At 65.2% G+C, this 17,820-nt stretch carries 13 protein-coding genes and 1 tRNA gene; 5 read left to right on the top strand and 9 right to left on the bottom strand.

All coding sequences use genetic code 11. The features are described from left to right. Positions 1-13: 13 nt before the first annotated feature. The 3 genes from PMI02_RS21495 to PMI02_RS21485 form a co-directional block, all read right to left on the bottom strand. Complete coding sequence (locus PMI02_RS21495) at positions 14-1,117, bottom strand: DNA cytosine methyltransferase (RefSeq protein WP_007686908.1); 1,104 nt, start codon at positions 1,115-1,117, stop codon at positions 14-16. A 236-nt stretch (positions 1,118-1,353) separates the two neighbouring features. Next, positions 1,354-3,063 carry a site-specific integrase gene (locus PMI02_RS21490; protein ID WP_007686906.1) on the bottom strand — a complete coding sequence of 570 codons (1,710 nt, stop codon included), beginning with the start codon at positions 3,061-3,063 and terminating at the stop codon, positions 1,354-1,356. A 97-nt stretch (positions 3,064-3,160) separates the two neighbouring features. After that, positions 3,161-3,237, bottom strand: a tRNA-Arg gene (locus PMI02_RS21485). Positions 3,238-3,335: 98 nt separating this feature from the next. Between PMI02_RS21485 and PMI02_RS21480 the strand changes: the two genes are divergently transcribed. Together PMI02_RS21480 and recF are read left to right on the top strand one after the other, a co-directional pair. Further along, complete coding sequence (locus PMI02_RS21480; RefSeq protein ID WP_007686904.1) at positions 3,336-4,082, top strand: queuosine precursor transporter; 747 nt, start codon at positions 3,336-3,338, stop codon at positions 4,080-4,082. Positions 4,083-4,119: 37 nt separating this feature from the next. Continuing rightward, entirely contained in the window at positions 4,120-5,211 is a 1,092-nt protein-coding gene (recF, locus tag PMI02_RS21475) for a DNA replication/repair protein RecF (RefSeq protein ID WP_007686902.1), read from the top strand. On the opposite strand, the gene PMI02_RS21470 is transcribed toward recF, so the two are convergent. After that, entirely contained in the window at positions 5,208-5,909 is a 702-nt protein-coding gene (locus PMI02_RS21470; protein ID WP_007686899.1) for an arylesterase, read from the bottom strand. The genes recF and PMI02_RS21470 overlap by 4 nt on opposite strands. Positions 5,910-5,960: 51 nt before the next feature. Here PMI02_RS21470 and PMI02_RS21465 point away from each other — a divergent pair, with 51 nt between their 5' ends. Both PMI02_RS21465 and PMI02_RS21460 read left to right on the top strand, forming a co-directional pair. Continuing rightward, positions 5,961-6,683, top strand: coding sequence for an ABC transporter ATP-binding protein (locus PMI02_RS21465; protein ID WP_036504952.1), 723 nt, complete (start codon positions 5,961-5,963; stop codon positions 6,681-6,683). After that, on the top strand, positions 6,676-9,207 hold the full coding sequence (locus PMI02_RS21460) for an ABC transporter permease (protein ID WP_007686896.1): 2,532 nt from the start codon (positions 6,676-6,678) through the stop codon (positions 9,205-9,207). The genes PMI02_RS21465 and PMI02_RS21460 overlap by 8 nt, the downstream gene beginning before the upstream one ends. Here the strand turns inward: PMI02_RS21460 and PMI02_RS21455 are convergent. Both PMI02_RS21455 and PMI02_RS21450 read right to left on the bottom strand, forming a co-directional pair. Further along, on the bottom strand, positions 9,204-9,668 hold the full coding sequence (locus PMI02_RS21455) for a DUF805 domain-containing protein (RefSeq protein WP_007686895.1): 465 nt from the start codon (positions 9,666-9,668) through the stop codon (positions 9,204-9,206). The two genes, PMI02_RS21460 and PMI02_RS21455, sit on opposite strands and share 4 nt — an antisense overlap. A 176-nt stretch (positions 9,669-9,844) precedes the next feature. Continuing rightward, positions 9,845-12,547 carry a TonB-dependent receptor gene (locus PMI02_RS21450; protein ID WP_007686892.1) on the bottom strand — a complete coding sequence of 901 codons (2,703 nt, stop codon included), beginning with the start codon at positions 12,545-12,547 and terminating at the stop codon, positions 9,845-9,847. A gap of 270 nt (positions 12,548-12,817) precedes the next feature. On the opposite strand from PMI02_RS21450, the gene typA reads away from it, so the two are divergent. Next, on the top strand, positions 12,818-14,650 hold the full coding sequence (gene typA / locus PMI02_RS21445) for a translational GTPase TypA (RefSeq protein WP_007686890.1): 1,833 nt from the start codon (positions 12,818-12,820) through the stop codon (positions 14,648-14,650). Positions 14,651-14,825: 175 nt separating this feature from the next. On the opposite strand, the gene PMI02_RS21440 is transcribed toward typA, so the two are convergent. The 3 genes from PMI02_RS21440 to PMI02_RS21430 all read right to left on the bottom strand — a co-directional run. Next, complete coding sequence (locus PMI02_RS21440; protein ID WP_007686888.1) at positions 14,826-15,683, bottom strand: outer membrane protein; 858 nt, start codon at positions 15,681-15,683, stop codon at positions 14,826-14,828. A gap of 218 nt (positions 15,684-15,901) precedes the next feature. Beyond that, positions 15,902-16,753, bottom strand: a complete 852-nt coding sequence (locus tag PMI02_RS21435) for a TorF family putative porin (RefSeq protein WP_007686886.1) — start codon at positions 16,751-16,753, stop codon at positions 15,902-15,904. 342 nt (positions 16,754-17,095) lie between these two features. Beyond that, positions 17,096-17,820: SulP family inorganic anion transporter (locus PMI02_RS21430; RefSeq protein WP_007686884.1), on the bottom strand; the 725-nt coding region annotated here is incomplete at its 5' end.

Below are 17,820 nucleotides of genomic sequence, written 5' to 3'. Positions count from 1 at the left end.
TATCTGTCAGATATTACTCCGCTGCCTCCGCCATCACGTTTACGGCTTCACCAACTTCTAGCCCAAGGCGATCACGGACGGCGCTAAAAATCGCCTCGGCCATCACCGGGGAAACGCTGTTACCTATCATTCTAAAGCTATGCCAAATGGTGGGATGAAACAAATGATTGTCCGGAAAGCCCTGGAGACGCGCACCTTCGCGAACGGTAATAACCCTGTGAAAGATAGGATGGATCGGCCGGACGGCCTGGTACGACCCCTTGTCTGACCCGGTACCCGCTCTCAATGTCGGACATTGCCCGGTGAGCTTTAGGCGGGGGTGGCGACCAATCGTATCCATCCTCCCCGGCCTGACTTTCGCAAACCTCTCGACCACCTTTTCTGTGTGAGCAGTCGGCAGATGTCCGGTAAACTTGCGATCACGTGATCTTATACCGCGGGCATAGTCAGACGGTGGCCCTCGTTTGGTGATCTTCCATTGATCAAAGCCAGGATGGCTTTCGCAGTCCGGCAACCTCTCTGGCCGGTCAAGGTCTGCTAGCGCCTGTTGAACAGTCGCTGCAGTACGCCGAAAGGCGTCTAGATCTTCCCATAAGAATGGCGTGCGCAGGTCCTTTCGGACGCCTACCACAAATAAACGGTTGCGGTTAGTGGCCGCGCCGAAGTCAGCGGCGTTCCAAATCCAGGGTTCGGTGAGGTCGTAATCTTTCCTCACCTGGTCGAGTGCATCGTTCAATACCGGGAGGGCATCCGGGTAGCTCAGCCCGCGAACGTTTTCCATGATGAAGAAACATGGCTGTAGCTCAGAAACTACCCGGAAAAAATGACCTAAAAGGTCGCGGCGCGGGTCGCTAATATCTCGGCGGCCCATGTCACTAAAACCTTGACACGGAGGCCCCCCAAAAACACCGAACACCTCACCGGCGACATCTCGCTCTATCTCTGCACCGGTGAGCGAACTAATGTCCCGCAGATATAACTTGGTGGCCGGAAAGTTGAGCCGGTATGATGACGTCAGGATTGGATCGATGTCATACGCACAAGTGACATTGAAGCCAGCGGCGTGCGCCCCCCGAGAGAACCCCCCGGTTCCGCAAAACAATTCTACTAGCTTCATGGCATGGACGCCCACCTTCGTCGATGCACGGGGGATCTAAACATAAAACTTGTTCGACGCATCAAAAAAACTGGTGCATTTGAAAATACAAGGTTTTCCGAGACATCCAGGATGAAGCGACCTTCTATCCCCCGGCTCTCGTCCCTTGGCCCGCCCCCATCTTGACACGCACGATCATCAAATCTGCTCTCATCGGGAACGATGTCTGCAACAGCTCTTTTGCCTGGAATGCACGCCTAAACCTCCATTGTGATCGGGGCCGACGGAGCCGGAAGCTGTAGGTGAGGAAACTCGATTTTTTCCATGGCCAATGCGAGCTTCCGTAGCGTAAATTCCGACCCATAGTTTTTCGACACGCCTGCCGACCAACGGCCAGTGATTTTATTGCCCACAGGAGTGTCGTGTAAATCGGCCTCCTTCAATGCATTTTCAAAAGTATGGCGGAAGCTATGAAATGATAATGCCGTACCTTGCAGCTCAAGCCGATCAATCAACCGCGCGAACCATTTCGACGTGCTATCCCCCCACTTACCCAACTTGTCCCGCGACACGTCCGGAAACAGCATGTCTCGCTTGGATCGGCGAGCCTCTTCGACATATCTCCAGAAGCCCAAGCGGATGAGTTCAGGGTGCACCGGCACTTTTCTGCTGCTGCCACTCTTGATGGAACGATCATTAGGGCGAAGCCGGAAATGAAATGCCTTGATGCCCCGCTCCTCAATCATCTCATCGACCCTTTGGCCGCAAATTTCGGAAAGCCGAGCTCCAGAGTACAACGCAATCAGGGGAGCCCAGTACCGGGATGGCTTATCTACCGAAGCGAGCGGCCCGGACTTCCACGGCTCGCTCTCAAAGATGACGCTTAGTTGGTCATCGTCAAACGCATCACGCTTTTCGCTCGCTGGAACGGGATCGCGTTCCTCGATCCCGTCCATGGGATTGCCGCTGATCCACCCCTTATCCCGGCCATAGCGGACGATCGCAGCCAACTTGCTCAAATGGCCATTGATCGTGGAGGGACTTATCGTCGGGTGCCCCATTTCCTCGGCTATCGTGATGGCATCGACAATAGCTTTCCCTCGCGTCGCCGGGTGTTTTTGAAAGTTGGAAGGCAATCGCCGAAACGTCTGCCAGACGCTCACACAATAATCGTGGTCGATGAGGTCAAGCCGCGTCCCCCCGCCGCAAACTTCATCGATGACGCGAAAAATGATCGCGTAGTTTTTTCGTGTGGACGCTGACCAGTTCTGATCTTTGGCCGCCTTGAACCTCTCCACAAGTTCGGCAAGCGTCATGCCCTTCTCTTCCGGGGTGGGCGGCGTCTGACCAAACAGAGGATCGGCTTCTGGATCACCCCCGAAGCGCCCCTTCAAACGGCGTATTTCGTTTTTGAGGGCTTGAATGCGCGCCCTCATCATCGTCTGGCAGAGATACTCAAACGCCCCCCCTTCAGAGTTGAGGCTCCATCCCATGTCTTTGCAGAGCCACGACGCTTGCGCCGCCATCGCGCCCCACTGCTCGTGCTCCGCCCTGTCCAACAGGAACTCTAACATTTCGCGGGCAGCCTCTATCCGCTCCGAACGCTTCGTTGCGCTTTCACCGGTGGGCGACCAGTTCTTTCCGCGCATGTTCTCGACCGTGAGCCTGAAATGGCGGTAGCTGGCTGCGTTGATCTCGTCCTGGGAAGGCTCCCGCAAGCTTGTGTTCGTGGTTGGTGGAGCCTGATTAGCCTCACGGCGGGCTGCGTTGATGACCTCCTGCAATCGCACCACCACAGAATGGTAGCTGGCCTTTGCCTTCGCAAAATCACCGCCCAGAGACCGCTTGAGTTCCCCCTTGCCTACGATACCTCGCACAGGGCGGGGAACCTGCAGGCGAACCTCGTAGCTCCGCCCTCGGGAATATAGGTACTCAAATCCCGGCACCCGCCGCTTGGTCGCCCTCATCTGCAGTCCTCCATTAGGACCACGTTTAGGACCAATCTCTCAACAAAACCCCAACGTACCTGCGGGTTTGGCAGAGTTCCGTAGGTTTTAGGGCTATTGGCGCGCCCGACAGGGTTCGAACCTGTGACCCCAAGCTTAGAAGGCTCGTGCTCTATCCAGCTGAGCTACGGGCGCGCGCGGTTTCCCCATAGCGCGGTTGTGCCACTTGGCAAACGTCGCGGACGCGCAAACTTGTGCTTTGCGGTGCTGGCGACCCGCGTTACGCAAGAGACATGAACGCCATCCCGGACGCGCCGCCCAGCACTAACCTGTCCCGCATCGACGGCCTCGCCGGAGCGCGGCGGCACTTCCGGTACTTCGACTATGTGATGGTCGCCTTCGTCGCGATCCTGCTGCTGTCCAACCTCATCGGGGCCTCCAAGCTTGCCTCGCTGGGCGGTGTGACGTTCGGCGCGGGCATCCTGTTCTTCCCGGTCAGCTACGTCATCGGCGACGTGCTGACCGAGGTCTACGGCTACGCCAACGCGCGCCGCTGCGTCTGGGCAGGGTTCTTCGCGCTGGTGTTCATGGCGTTCATGAGCTTCATCGTCGTCGCCATGCCGCCCGCCGACGGGTGGGACGGACAGTCCGCCTACGAGGCCGTGTTCGGCTCGACCTGGCGTATCGTCCTCGCCTCTGTCACCGCGTTCTGGGCGGGCGAGTTCGTCAATTCCTTCGTGATGGCCAAGATGAAGCTGCTGACCGGCGGCAAGCACTTGTGGACCCGTACCATCGGCTCGACCGTGTTCGGGCAGGCGATCGACAGCGCCCTGTTCTACCCCATCGCCTTCCTCGGCACCTGGACCACCGGGCAGGTGCTCACCGTCATGGTCACCAACTGGGGCATGAAGGTGCTTTGGGAAGCGGTGCTGACGCCTGTGACCTATGTCGTCGTCGGCTGGCTCAAGCGCCGTGAGGGCGTGGAAGTGTTCGACGACAACGTCGACTTCTCGCCCTTCGCCAAGACGCGGTCGGTCTGAGATTGAGCGCAGCGCGCTGAGCGGCTAGGCCGCGCCGATGCTCGACCGCATCCTCCTGTCCCGTTTCCGCAACCACCGCGAGACCGCGGTGGAAGGCACGGCGCAGTTCAACCTGCTGGTGGGCGAGAACGGCGCCGGCAAGACCAACGTGCTCGAGGCGATCAGTCTGCTCGCGCCCGGCCGGGGGCTGCGCCGCGCGCAGCTGGCCGATATGCCGGGACAGAACGGCGATGGCGGCTTCGCCGTGAGCGCCGACCTCGCGATGCGGCAGGGAGAGCCGGTGCGGCTCGGCACCGGCATCGCGGCGGAGCGCCCCGGGCGGAGGCTGGTGCAGGTGAACAGTGCACAGGCCTCGGCCCTCAGCCTTGCCGAGTGGCTGTCGATCGGCTGGCTGACCCCGGCCATGGACCGCCTCTTCGTCGAGAGCGCGGGCGCGCGGCGGCGGTTCCTCGACCGGCTGGTGCTCGCGCTAGCGCCCGGTCATGCGGGCAATGCGGCGAGGCTGGAGTCGGCCTTGCGCGAACGCAACCGCCTGCTTTCCGACGAGCGGGCAGCCGACCCGCGCTGGCTCGACGCCATCGAGGTGCAAATCGCCGAAGCCGGCGCGCTGGTCGCCGCCGCCCGCGCCGACCTCGTGACACAGCTGGAAGCTACGCTGGCCACCCTCCCCGACGCGCCGTTCGCGCGGCCATCGCTGGCCTACGTGCCCGGCGGACCTCTGGAGGCCGAGGCGCTCGCCGCTGCCCTACGCGAGGGCCGACCCCGTGAACGTGCCGCCCAGCGCACCCTCACCGGCCCGCACCGCGACGAGCTGGCGGTGACCATGGCCGGCAAGGACCAGCCCGCCGCTGACTGCTCCACCGGCGAGCAGAAGGCGATGCTGATCGCCGTCACCCTCGCCCATTCGCAGCTTCTCGAGAGCAGCGGCGAGGCGCGCCCGCGACTGCTGTTGCTGGACGAGGTCGCCGCCCACCTCGACCCGCTGCGCCGCGAGGCGCTGTTCGACCGGCTCCGCGCCGGCTCCGCGCAGGTCTGGCTGACCGGCACCGAACTCGCCCCGTTCGATGCCATCGCGGCCGAGGCCGCCGTGTGGGAAGTGAGCGGCGGCGCGGTTCGGCGGGTAGGTTAGCCCTTCATTTTCGGCAGCGCGTCCTGCACGTCGTCGACCGTCGCCGCGACGATCGCGTCGATGCCGATGGCAGTGGGATGGACGTGGTCGCCCTGCAGCAGATCAGGCTTGTCGATCACCGGCTGGAGGAAGAACGGCACCAGCACCGCGCCGTATTTCTCGGCCAGCTGCGGGTAGATCGGATTGAAGCCCGCCGCATAGTCGCGCCCCAGGTTCGGCGCCGCGAGCATGCCGAGCAGGACGATAGGGATCTTCTCTGCCTGCAGCCGCTTCAGGATCGCCTCCATGTTCGCGCGCGTCTCGGCCGGGGGCAGCGAGCGGAGCATGTCGTTGCCGCCCAGGCTGATTATCACCAGCTCGGGCTTGGCGGCCTGGCTTTTCAGCGTGAAGTCCAGCCGCTGCAGTCCCGCCGCCGTGGTGTCGCCCGAGACGCCCGCGTTGGCGATCCGCGCATTCACCCCGCGCGCCCGCAGCGCCTGCTCCATCCGGTCGGGATAGCTCTCGCCGTCCTCCAGCCCGTAGCCCGCCAGCAGCGAGTCCCCGAAGGCGAGGATGCGCCGCTCCGGACCCATCACGGGGATCTGCGGCGGCGCGTCGACGGCGCTCTCGGAGGCTTCGGAAGGAGGCGGCGGCGCCTTGTCGCAGGCGGCCAGTGCAAGCGTGGAAACGGCAAGGAGGGCGAGATAATGGAAGCGCAAGGCAAACTCCTTCAGGTGCCCGACTTGTCGGACCGCATGGTGCTATCCCATATGGGCAGCGTGACAAGCCCTGCCCACTCCCCCATCGCCCTTCCCCATCCCACAATCCTTGCAAGCGACCTGCGGCTCACGCTGGGTTCGGGGACGAGCGCGGTGGAGATCCTCAAAGGCATCGACCTTGCCGTGCCGCAGGGCCAGACGATTGCGCTGCTGGGGCCATCCGGCTCGGGCAAGTCATCACTCATGGCCGTGCTGAGCGGGCTGGAACGCGCCAGTTCCGGTACGTTGCAGGTGGCCGGGCAGGATTTCGTCGGCATGAGCGAGGACGATCTCGCGCGGGCCCGGCGCGGACGGATCGGCGTGGTGCTTCAGGCTTTCCACCTGCTGCCGACGATGACTGCGCTGGAGAACGTCGCGACCCCACTGGAACTGGCCGGCATGCCCGAGGCGCGCGAAAGGGCCGAGGCGGAGCTGATCGCGGTCGGCCTCGGCCACCGCCTCTCGCACTATCCCGCGCAGCTTTCTGGCGGCGAGCAGCAGCGCGTCGCCATCGCCCGCGCCCTCGCGCCCCACCCCGCGCTGGTCTTCGCCGACGAGCCGACCGGCAATCTCGACGCGGCCACTGGCGCTGCGATCGTCGACCTCCTCTTCACCCGCCGCGCCGAGGGCGGCGCCACGCTCATCATCATCACCCACGACGAAACGCTGGCCCGCCAGTGCGGGCGGGTGGTGACGCTGGCCGACGGCCAGATCGCGAGCGACACGCTTGCCTGACACCAGCCTTCCCTGGCGCACAGCCTGGACCATCGCGCGGCGCGACCTTTCGGCGCGGTTCCGGGGCCTGCGGCTCCTGCTCGTCTGCCTGTTCCTCGGTGTCGGCGCGATTGCCGCGATCGGAACGCTGACCGGTTCGATCGAGAGCGAACTGGGCTCGCGCGGCCGGGAAATCCTCGGCGGCGACATCGAACTCAGGGTCTGGCAGCGCCCGCTGACGGCGCAGGAGAACGCCGCGCTCGACAGGCTGGGCAAGGTCTCGCAAGGCCAGCGCATGCAGGCTATCGCCAGCAAGGGCGACGCCACGGCGCCGGTCGCGCTCAAGGCGGTGGATGGCGCCTGGCCGCTCTACGGCAGGCTCGAACTTACGGACGGCCGCCGCGTCGGAGCGCCGCCCGAGGGCACCGTGTGGATCGCCAAGGGCACCGCCGCGCGGCTTGGCGTCTCCACCGGATCGCGCATCGACATGGGCGGCGTGCCGGTCACCGTTGGCGGCATCATCGCCGCGGACCCGGAGCAGATGAGCGAGGGCTTTGCGCTGGGCGACACCGCCGTCGCTCCGCTAGACCTCCCCGCCCGCGCCGGCCTCACGAGCCCCGGCGCGATGTACCGCAGTGCCGTGCGCGTGCGCTTCGCCGATCCGCTGCGCAACCCGGAGCCGGTGATCGACGCGCTCAAGGCGCGCTTCGGTGACACCGCGTTCGAGACCCGCACCCGGCTGGCCGCCTCTCCCTCGACCGAGCGGTTCGTGGGCCGGATGGGCGAATTCCTCGTGCTGGTCGGCCTCGCCGCGCTGGTGATCGCCGGGATTGGGATCGGCGGCGGCGTCTCCTCCTACCTCGAGGCGCGCCGCAACTCGATCGCAACGCTCAAGGTGCTGGGCGCGACGAGCGGCGACATCGCGCGGATCTATCTGCTGCAGGTCGGCGCGGCGGCGCTTGCGGGAAGCGCGGCGGGCCTTGCCGCCGGCGTTATGGTGACCCCGCTGCTGGCCTCGGCGCTGGCGAGCGTGCTGCCCGTCAACACCGGCTTCACCGTCTCGCCCGCAGCGCTGGCGACGGCGGCGGCCTATGGCCTGCTGGTGGCGCTGGTGTTTGCCGCGCCGCCGCTGGTGCGGGCGCGCGGATGGCCGGCGATGGCGCTCATGCGCTCGCGCGTCTCGCCGCTGGCCGCCGACCGCAAGGCGCTGGCATTGCCGGTGGGCCTCGGCCTTGCCGCCATCGCCGCGCTGGCGCTGGTCAACGCCGCGCAGCCGCTGGTGACGCTGGGCTTCCTCGGCGGATCGGCGGCGATGCTGGGACTGCTGGCGCTGATCGGCACCGGCATCCGCAAGGGCGCCGCCCGCCTGCCGCGCCCGCGCGGTCCGATGCTGCGCGCGGGCCTCGCCAACCTCCACCGCCCCGGCGCGCAGACCGGTGCGCTGGTCACCGCGCTCGGCTTCGGGCTTTCCGCCTTCGTGCTGATCGCCGCGGTACAGACGAGCCTGGACGCCAACATTCGCCGCACCGTCCCCGAGCGAGCGCCGGACTTCTTCGTGCTCGACGTGCCGCTGAACAAGGCCGCGCCTTTCCGCGAAGCGGTCGAGCAGGCCGTGCCCGGCGCGAAACTCAAGCTGGTGCCCAACTTGCGCGGCCGGATCGTCGCCTATGGCCCCAAGGACCGCATGACCAAGGTGTCGAGCCTCGGCAAGGACCTGCCTGATGGCGCCTGGGCGCTCAGGGGCGAGCGCGGGCTGACCTACTCGGTCGGCGTGCCCGAAGGCAGCACTGTGACGTCCGGTAAGTGGTGGCCGGAAATTCCGTGGGGCGAGCCGCTGGTCTCGCTCGACCAGGACCTTGCCGAAGCGATCGGCGTCAAGGTGGGTGACTACATGACGGTGAACGTGCTGGGCGTGGAGCGCACCGCGAAAATCGCCGCGCTGCGGCGGATCGACTGGGATTCGCTCGGCTTCAACTACGTGCTGGTGTTCTCGCCCGGCGCCATCTCGGACGCCCCCCACAACCTCGCCGCCACGATCGAGGTGCCGCCGGGTGCCTCGACCACCGGGCTGCTGCCCAAGCTGGTCCGCGCCTTCCCGTCGAGTTCGGTGATCGAGACCGGCAGCCTGCTGCGCGATGCGCGGGCCCTGCTCGACCAGATGTCGGCGGCGATCCTCGCGGCCTCCTCGGTGGCGGTTCTGGCGGGGTTGGCGGTGCTGCTCGGCGCCATCGCCGCCGCGCGGGCGAGCCGGACCTATGACACCGTCATCCTGCGCGTGCTGGGCGCCAGCCGGCGCCAGCTGCTAGTGCTACAGATGGCCGAGTACGGGCTCATCGCCGCAGTCCTTGCCGTGGTGGCACTGGCGGCGGGCAGTGCGATGGCCTGGGCGGTGGTCGTCAAGCTGTTCGAATTCAGCTGGATGCCCGACTGGCCGCGCGTCCTTGCAGTGCTGGGCGCGGGCCTCCTGCTGATCCTCGGCTTCGCGCTGGCCGGTTCGCTGCCGCTGCTGCGGGCGAAACCGGCGCGTGCGCTCAGGGAGCTTTAGGCGAAGATTTCGGCGCCCATCGGGTCCTTGGGGTCTTCGCCGAAGCGGTTATGGCCGGGGGTGCCGGGGAGGAACAGGATCACCAGGAAGGCGATGCTGGCGATCCACCCGACGAACGGGATCATGCCCAGCACGATGAAGCCCGGATACCACCAGCCGCTCATGTCGCGGTCGTGCAGGCGGCGCACGGCCACCGATATGCCGGGGATGAAGGTGGCGAGGAAATAGAGCCCGCCAACGCCGGCGAGCACCATGAAGCCGCCGCCGACGGCCGCGGACGAAAAGTTGCCGCCATCGAGGTTCGTCAGGGCGCTCAACGACAGGCCCATCGCCATCGCAAGAATGCCGATCACGGCGTAGACGATGACGTTTAACAGAGTGAACGCCCAGTATTCCATCCGCCGCGAACGGCCTTTGAAGTCGGCGTAACGCCGGAACGGCATCAGCATGTATTCGAGCATGTCTTTCCCCTTATTCGTCGCGGGAGACCCGCGCGGACGCAAAAGCGCCTGTGCCTGCCTTGCCCGGCGGGACTATAAGAGGAATGACTTGGCGGGCAACGGGGCAGTTCACTCCGTTGCAAACATGGGGAAATTGGGATGACCTGGCCAAAGGACGCCCCACCATTTCCATCTCGTCAGAACCGCATCCTTGCCGCCACGCCGTAAGTGCGCGGCTGGTTGGGATAGCCCGAGATCGAGCCGGGTTGCGCCGGGCTGTCGAAGATCTGCAGGATGGTGCGGTCGTTCAGGAGGTTGCGACCCCAGACGCTCAGTTCCAGCCCGCTGCCCATCGCATAGGTGAGCGAAGCATTGACGTCGTTGATGTCCTGCTTGAACTCCTCCGCCGCCGAGAGCGCCGCCGCCACGCTGGTGACGTTGCCGACGCTGTCGCGCACGACGAGGCCGGGAAGCCCCTCGACCAGCCGGAACTGCGCTTCGTAGTGATAGTCGCCGCGCAGGATAATCCGGTCGCCATTGGCCCCCACCGGCTGCACGAATTCCGCCCCGAACGTCACCGAAAGCGGCGAGACGCTGGCGGGTGTCGTGCCCGAGAGGTCGCCGAAGGCGGAGAGCTGGAACTTGTCGTACTTGGGATCGAGGTAGGTCCAGGCCAGCGTCAGCGTCAGCGGCTCGATCGGCTTGGCGGAGCCTTCGAACTCGATGCCGAAGGCGGACTGCTTGCCCGCGTTGGCGAGGAAGAAACCCGAGCCCGTGAAGACGTTCGACTGGAAGTTCTTGATGACCTGCTTGAACACCGCGACGTTGGCCGAGACCAGCCCCCAGTTGCCCTTGAAACCCAGTTCGTAGACCGTCGAATCCTCGGGGTCGGCATAGCGGCTGCCCGAGGTCAGATTGGTCACCGCCAGCCCTTGTGCCCGCAGCGCGACGAGGTCGGCAGGGGTCGGCCGGCTATCGCGTGAGAGGTTGATCGAAGCCGCCTTGTAGCCCGTCGCCCAGGCTGCGTAGAGGTTGATGCTCGGCGTCACGTCCCAGGCCGCCCGGGCGGTGTAGCTGAAGTCCCCGTCCGATACCTTGCCCGGCTCGACCGCGTTGGGCACATTCATGAACGGTGGGAAGTACTGGAGCGCCCGCAGCGGACCCAGCGGATTCGCCGCGCGATTGTTGGCGTTGCCGTTCGCGAAGGCGACGAGCTGCTGGTAGACCGGCGCGGTCGCCGGGCTGGTGGCGAAGGTCACGACCTGCGCCATGTTGGTCGGGTCCACGCCCACCGAGCGCAGCGCCCCGCCGAGCAGCAGTTGCTGGCGGAACGCTGCATAGCGCGGATCGTCGAAGTCGATGGCGGCGAAGACGTCGTTCGAGGTCGTCGCGGTGGAGAAGCGCTTCTCGTCGTGGGTGTAGTTGATGCCGCCAGTTACGATCAGGCCCGGCGCCACCTCGAAGTCGAGCTGGCCAAAGATCGAGAATGCCTCGTCCTTGAGCTTGTAGGCCTCGGTGAGCCCGGTGCCCGAGGCGAAGAACCGGCCGACGTACTTGGCCGGATTGCCCTCCAGCGCGCCGAAAGTCGTCTCCAACTGCGGCACGCTGAGCGCCCCGCCCGAAAGGCTACGTACCAGCAGGTTCGCATAGGGCCGCGCATCGTCGCCCCAGAACACTTCATTGCTCTGGTCGATCTTCTCGTTGAAGTAGTAGCCGCCGAGCAGGCCGGTGATCCTGTCGCCCAGTTCGAAGTTGGCGCGCAGTTCCTGGGTGAAGGTCTTGATCCGCAGGTTCTGCCAGTTGCGGCCGAGCAGGTCCGCACTGGAGAAGTCGGAGTCCTGGTTGGTCAATGAATTGGTGCGGCGGTAGGCGGTGATAGAGGTCAGCTGTACTCCGCCGAGATCATAGCCGACCTCGCCCGAAAGGCCCCAGTTCTCGATGTCGTTGGAGCTTTGGAAGTTCCCGTAGGCGATGTTGTCGTACTTCTCGCCGGGCTGGTTGACCGCGCCGCCGAGCGCGAAGATCGCCGCCGTGGGGGTTGCCTGCCGCAGGTTGACCACGGCGCAGCAGTTCTCGTCGATCTTGCCATAGTCGCCGATCAGGCGGACTTCGAGCCCATCGTGGTTGTCGAACAGGAGCTGGCCCTTGGCGAACCAGCGGTCGCGCTCGTTGGTGCGCTCGCCCGTGTTGAGGTCCTTGACCGTCCCGTCGCGCTTGTTGAGCCCGCCGCCGAGGCTGAACGCCACGTTCTCGCTGATCGGGCCGGTGACCATGCCCTTGACCACGATGGCGTCGTAGTTGCCGTAGCTCGCCTCGACGTTGCCGCCGAATTCGAACTGCGGCTTTCGCGTCACGATCGAGATGACGCCGGCCGAGGCGTTCTTGCCGAACAGGGTGGACTGCGGCCCGCGCAGCACCTCGATCCGCTCGACGTCGGGGAAGTCCGCGATCATCGAGGCGGAGCGCGAGCGATATACGCCGTCGATGAACAGACCGACCGAAGGCTCGATCCCCGCGTTGTTGGCGCCGTTGCCGAAGCCGCGGATGTAGAAGTTGGTGTTCGCGCTTGACTGCAGCTGATTGACGCGCAGGCTCGGAACCACTGACTGGAGGTCCTTGAGATCGCGCATCTGCGCGCGTTCCAGCGTGGCGCCAGTCGTCACCGAGACGGCGACGGGCACGTCCTGTAGCGTCTGTTCGCGCTTGGTGGCGGTGACGATGATGGTATCGGAGTACTGCTCCTCCCCCACCTGGGGAACGGCGTCCTGCGCATGGGCCTGCGAGGCCAGCGCCGCCAGCGCAAGCCCGCCCAGCGAGGCCCCTGCCCCGAGACCCCAGCGACCGAATTGAATGCCCATGCGCTGTCCACGCGCGGCGAAGCCTGCTGCCATACCCTTCATCGGGATCCCCTGTTCTCTCCACGCGGGTGTCGGCATCGAGCGCACCGGCCTCACCGCGTATCGTAAACAGGCTTTTACGAAGTAACCGGACGCGCTACAATCGAAGTCCGATAACAACTGCGGTCATTTCGCACCCATTGTGGCGCCAACGCCACAATCCGGTCCATCGCAGCGCCCTTGCCGAAAAGGCTCTTATCAGCTAATGGCGCGCAAATTTTGCAGTGCAGCACGCATCTGCAGGTGCTGCCCTCCTTTCGAAAGAAGACCTGAATGTCCGCCCCGCTTCCCTTGCGCAACATCGCGATTATCGCGCACGTCGACCACGGCAAGACCACGCTCGTCGACCAGCTCTTCCGCCAGTCCGGCACCTTCCGCGACAACCAGCGCGTGGAAGAACGCGCGATGGATTCGAACGACCTTGAAAAAGAGCGCGGCATCACGATTCTGGCGAAGCCCACCTCGATCGAGTGGAACGGCTACCGCATCAACATCGTAGACACACCCGGACACGCCGACTTCGGCGCCGAGGTCGAGCGCATCCTCTCGATGGTCGACGGCGTGATCCTGCTGGTCGACAGCTCGGAAGGCGCGATGCCGCAGACCAAGTTTGTCACCGGCAAGGCGCTGGGCCTCGGCCTCAAGCCGATCGTCGTGGTCAATAAGATCGACCGTCCCGACGGCCGCCACAGCGAAGTGCTCGACGAAGTGTTCGACCTCTTCGTCAGCCTCGACGCCAACGACGAGCAGCTCGACTTCCCCACCCTCTACGCCTCGGGCCGCAACGGCTACGCCAGCGAAGATCCCGATGCACGCGAAGGGACGCTGACCCCGCTGTTCGAAAAGATCATCGAGCACGTGCCTGCGCCGGAAGCCGACGTCGATGGTCCCTTCAAGTTCCTCGTCACCCTGCTCGACCGCGACAACTTCCTCGGCCGCATCCTGACCGGCAAGGTCCAGTCGGGCACCGTCCGCCTGAACGACCAGATCCGCGCGCTCGACAGCGACGGCAAGGTCGTCGAGACCGGCCGCGCCTCCAAGCTGCTGGCGTTCCACGGGCTCGACCGCGTCCCCGTCGACGTCGCCAAGGCCGGTGACATCATCTCGATCGCCGGGCTGACCGCCGCGACCGTGTCGAACACAATCGCCGACCCTTCGGTGTCCGAACCGCTCCAGGCTCAGCCGATCGATCCGCCGACGCTGTCGATGCGCTTTGCCGTGAACGATTCGCCGATGGCCGGCCGTGAAGGCTCCAAGGTCACCAGCCGCATGATCCGCGACCGCCTGGCCCGCGAAGCGGAAACCAACGTCGCCATCCGCGTCACCGAGAGCGCCGACAAGGACAGCTTCGAAGTTGCCGGTCGCGGCGAACTTCAGCTCGGCGTGGTCATCGAGACGATGCGCCGCGAAGGCTTCGAACTGGGCATCAGCCGCCCCCGCGTGCTGTTCCTGGAAGACGAGAACGGCAAGAAGACCGAGCCTTACGAAACCGTCGTGATCGACGTGGACGAGGAATTCTCGGGCACCGTCGTCGAGAAGATGGCGATCCGTAAGGGCGAGATGACCGACATGCGCCCCTCGGGCGGCGGCAAGACCCGCATCACCTTCGTCGCGCCCTCGCGCGGCCTGATCGGCTACCACGGCGAGTTCCTGTCGGACACGCGCGGTACCGGCATCATGAACCGCCTGTTCGACAAGTACGGCCCCCACAAGGGCAAGATCGAAGGCCGCAAGAACGGCGTGCTGATCTCGAACGGTGCCGGCGAAGCCGTTGCCTACGCCCTCGGCCCACTCGAAGAGCGCGGCGTGCTGTTCGTCGGTTCGGGCGAGCCGCTCTATGAAGGCATGATCATCGGCGAAAACGCCAAGCCCGACGATCTCGAAGTGAACCCGATGAAGTCAAAGCAGCTGACGAACTTCCGTTCGACCGGCAAGGACGACGCCATCCGCCTCACCCCGCCCCGCGTGATGACGCTGGAGCAGGCCATCGCCTACATCGACGACGACGAGATGGTCGAAGTGACCCCTAAGTCGATCCGTCTGCGCAAGGCCCTGCTCGACCCGAACGAGCGCAAGAAGGCCGGCCGCAAGAAGGAAAACGCCTGAGGCGTGTCCTCGCCGACCTAGGTCGGCGGCACATGAAAAAAGGCGCGACGGTCAAACCGTCGCGCCTTTTTTCATGTTTTTTGACCCGAAGGGTTTCACGCTCGCCAGAAGGACGACGGGGCGCCGGCACAGACGCGGCCCGTCGTCCCTCCTGCGATCCTCCGGGAGGATCAGGTCAGAACTGGAACCCGACCGTCGCGCGCAGCGAGTGGTAGTCGAAGTTCTTGTCGCCACCCTTGATGCGGGTCGAACCCGAATCGAGCAGGAACGGGTTGGTCGCAGGCGCGGTGCCCTGGCCCACGACGACGTTGTACTTGTTGTCGGTGTAGCGGTTGTAGAGGTATTCGAGACCCAGGCTCATGTGGTCGTTGAGCATGATCTCAGTGCCGCCGCCGGCCTGCCAGCCCCAAACGCCCTTGCCGTTACGCTGCTCGTCGAACGAGTTGGCAGTGTTGGTGGTGGTGAAGGTGTGGTCGAGCTTGGCGTAGCTGCCACCGCCGGTGACATAGAACAGGGCGCCGCCACCGGGCGTGTAGCCGGCGCGCAGGCGGGCCGATGCCGACCAGTCCATCTCGCGCTGGATCGCATAGCCGGCAGGCGTGCTGCTGTAACCGGAGACAGCGTCCTTGGCTTCGGTCTTGGCGCCTTCGATCAGGCCGCCGACGACGAAGTTGCCCATGCGGCGGTCGTAGCCGATGCGGGCACCGTATTCGGCGCCGTCACGATCGCCGCGGCATCCGCCGGCAGCGCGGGTGGCGCCATTGGCACGGCCGTTGCAGAAGCCCGGCGCGAAAGCGTCGGCGCCGGTGGCCGTCCTGACGGTGTTGTCGTAGCTGCCGTCGCCGTCGGTGTCGAACTTGAGGCGCTCGGCGTTGTCCTTGTTCTGGGCGGAGTAACCGCCGAAGCCCTGGATGTAGAGGCCGTCGAAGTGGCTGTCGCGGCCGGAGGGCGCGGCGTCCTGAGCGAAGGCGGGTGCTGCCGTCATGGTGGCGGCAAGCGCGATGGCGGACATCGCGCGATGAAGATTGGTCATAGGATCCTTCCTGAGCATGGGGCGGATTATCGCCTTTGCGGAAGGATCAAGTTTCGAGACGGCGCGAGGTTGCTCGGTTCGTCGCAAAAATATCTGCCATTTACAATAATTTACAAAGGAAGGTTACTGCCGCGTGACATTGTAACCGTTCCACCGCTCGTCGCGGCAATCCCCCGCCCGGCCTTGCATGTGGCCTGGCGGAGGACGCGCGCTTCAGATCAGAAGCCCGCCGAGAGCGAGAACAGCACGGTCGATCCAGCGATCTGCGAGCCGTTCTTGGTCGAGGAGAAGTTCGGCTTGAGGTAGGCCGATTCCGACTTCGAGATGTCGGTATCGACATAGGCCACGCCGAGCGTCACCGGGCCGAGCGCAAGGTCGGCGCCCAGCATCCAGTCGAGGTAGCTGCCGGTCGGCGCGACGCTGGTGCCGTTGGGGCCTAGGCCCGAGTTGCCGTCCGAGTAACCCAGATGGGCCTTGAGCGAAAGCGGGGTGTTGGGGATCCCGCCGCTGACGTCGCCCCAGACATAGAAGTTGTCGGTCTTGGCGCCAGGCGCATCGGGGATGCCGGTGGCGTAGGAGTCGGCGTCAAGGTACCAGCGGCCGAGAGCCTGCTGCTTGGGCGCGTAGGCGACACCGATCAGGGCCTTGGCCGGACCCATGGTGGTCGAGAGCTTGACGTAGGGTTCCGCGAAATCGGTGTCCGAAGCGCCGCCCGGATACATGTACCAGGTCAGGCCAACATCTAGCGTCACGCCGCTCGATACTTCGGTGGCGAAGCCGCCGACAAGGTCGAGTTCCATGTTGGAACCGCCGAAGGTGCCCCAGCCCGAAAGGTTCGACGCCCAGGTGCCGACATAGATGCCGCTGGCGTGCGTGGCGGTGATGCCGCCCTGAATCGCCATTTCCTTGTCGGTCTGCGAGACGCCGCGGAAGCGATAGTCGGTGACGAGGCCGACGCTGCCGGTGACGGTGATTTCGCTGGGCGCTTCCTCCTGCGCCATCGCGGGGGTCGCAGTGGCGACGAACGCGGCCGCGAAGCCGGCGACGCCGGCAAAAAGACGAGACTTCATACGGAACACCCTCATGTTGCTGTTTGTATCACGTTCCGTCCTGCGTCCGGGGCGCGGTCCTCGCTGCGTGGCGGGCCCGTTTCACTCCGGCATGACGAGGACTACGCAGAGCCGTTGTCCCGCTTCTTGCTTGATCGTGACGAAACATTGCTGAATTCTGCAGCGCAACATGTGTGTTCGCATTGCAACACAAAGCAGGGGCACGACCACTTGGCCAGTACGGCTGTTGCCCTTCTCCGCCCTGCGAACAGAAAGCCGGGCGGAGGCGCTTTCGCGCTCCGCCCGGAAGGTTAGAGGGCCGGGTGTGAGGGTTCCCGGCCCGCCAGGTGTACGTGTCGAGATTCAGACCGGCGCGGGCAGCGGCCTCAGAATGGCGTCGGGTCCGGTCACGCGGTCGTTCTGGCCACCCTGGCGGCGGCGGCTGATCCATTCGGACAGCGTCTCGGCCGTCGTGTGGTCGATCGCCCTGACACGGTCGAGGTCGAGGTGGACCGGGCGGTTTGCCGGCTGCTTCTCGAGCACCGCGTTGAGGCGGGTGAGGCCGACGAATGTGGCGGCGCCATTGAGCGCCACGCGGGTGCCCTCGCCGTCCTCGTGCTCGTCCACCTTGAGACGCAGGTGGCGGTAATGCGGCAGCAGTTCGACGACCGAGAGCGCAAGGCCGACAAGCACGCCGGTCAGCAAGTCGGTAGTCACCACCAGGATGAACGTCACCGCCCAGATCGCGGCAGGCAAGGGCCCGTGCGCCTTGAACAGGTGGGTGACGTGCTTCACGCTGACGAGGCGCCAGCCGGTGACGACGAGGATGCCGCCCAGCGCCGCCATCGGCACTTCGCGCAGCAGCCAGGGCAGCAGCGCGACGAAGCCGAGAATCCAGGCACCGTGCATGATGGTCGACAGACGCGTGCGCCCGCCTGCCTGCACGTTGGCCGAGGATCGGACGATGACGCCGGTCATCGGCAGCGCGCCGAACAGGCCGCACAGGAAGTTGCCCACGCCCTGCGCGCGCAGCTCCTTGTCGTACTTTGTGCGCACGCCGTCGTGCATGCGGTCGACGGCGGCCGCCG

It is taken from the genome of Novosphingobium sp. AP12, from assembly GCF_000281975.1.
In the GTDB taxonomy this organism is placed as follows: domain Bacteria; phylum Pseudomonadota; class Alphaproteobacteria; order Sphingomonadales; family Sphingomonadaceae; genus Novosphingobium.
The sequence above is the reverse complement of the archived record's forward strand: the minus strand, read 5'-3'. Positions and strand labels throughout refer to the sequence as shown.

Bases quoted from the DNA above. Each gene is read 5' to 3' on its own strand.
- PMI02_RS21440 (WP_007686888.1), bottom strand. From the start codon at position 15,683: ATGACCAATCTTCATCGCGCGATGTCCGCCATCGCGCTTGCCGCCACC.
- typA (WP_007686890.1), top strand. From the start codon at position 12,818: ATGTCCGCCCCGCTTCCCTTGCGCAACATCGCGATTATCGCGCACGTC.
- PMI02_RS21480 (WP_007686904.1), top strand. From the start codon at position 3,336: ATGAACGCCATCCCGGACGCGCCGCCCAGCACTAACCTGTCCCGCATC.
- PMI02_RS21435 (WP_007686886.1), bottom strand. From the start codon at position 16,753: ATGAAGTCTCGTCTTTTTGCCGGCGTCGCCGGCTTCGCGGCCGCGTTC.
- recF (WP_007686902.1), top strand. From the start codon at position 4,120: ATGCTCGACCGCATCCTCCTGTCCCGTTTCCGCAACCACCGCGAGACC.
- PMI02_RS21455 (WP_007686895.1), bottom strand. From the start codon at position 9,668: ATGCTCGAATACATGCTGATGCCGTTCCGGCGTTACGCCGACTTCAAA.
- PMI02_RS21450 (WP_007686892.1), bottom strand. From the start codon at position 12,547: ATGAAGGGTATGGCAGCAGGCTTCGCCGCGCGTGGACAGCGCATGGGC.
- PMI02_RS21465 (WP_036504952.1), top strand. From the start codon at position 5,961: ATGGGCAGCGTGACAAGCCCTGCCCACTCCCCCATCGCCCTTCCCCAT.
- PMI02_RS21495 (WP_007686908.1), bottom strand. From the start codon at position 1,117: ATGAAGCTAGTAGAATTGTTTTGCGGAACCGGGGGGTTCTCTCGGGGG.
- PMI02_RS21490 (WP_007686906.1), bottom strand. From the start codon at position 3,063: ATGAGGGCGACCAAGCGGCGGGTGCCGGGATTTGAGTACCTATATTCC.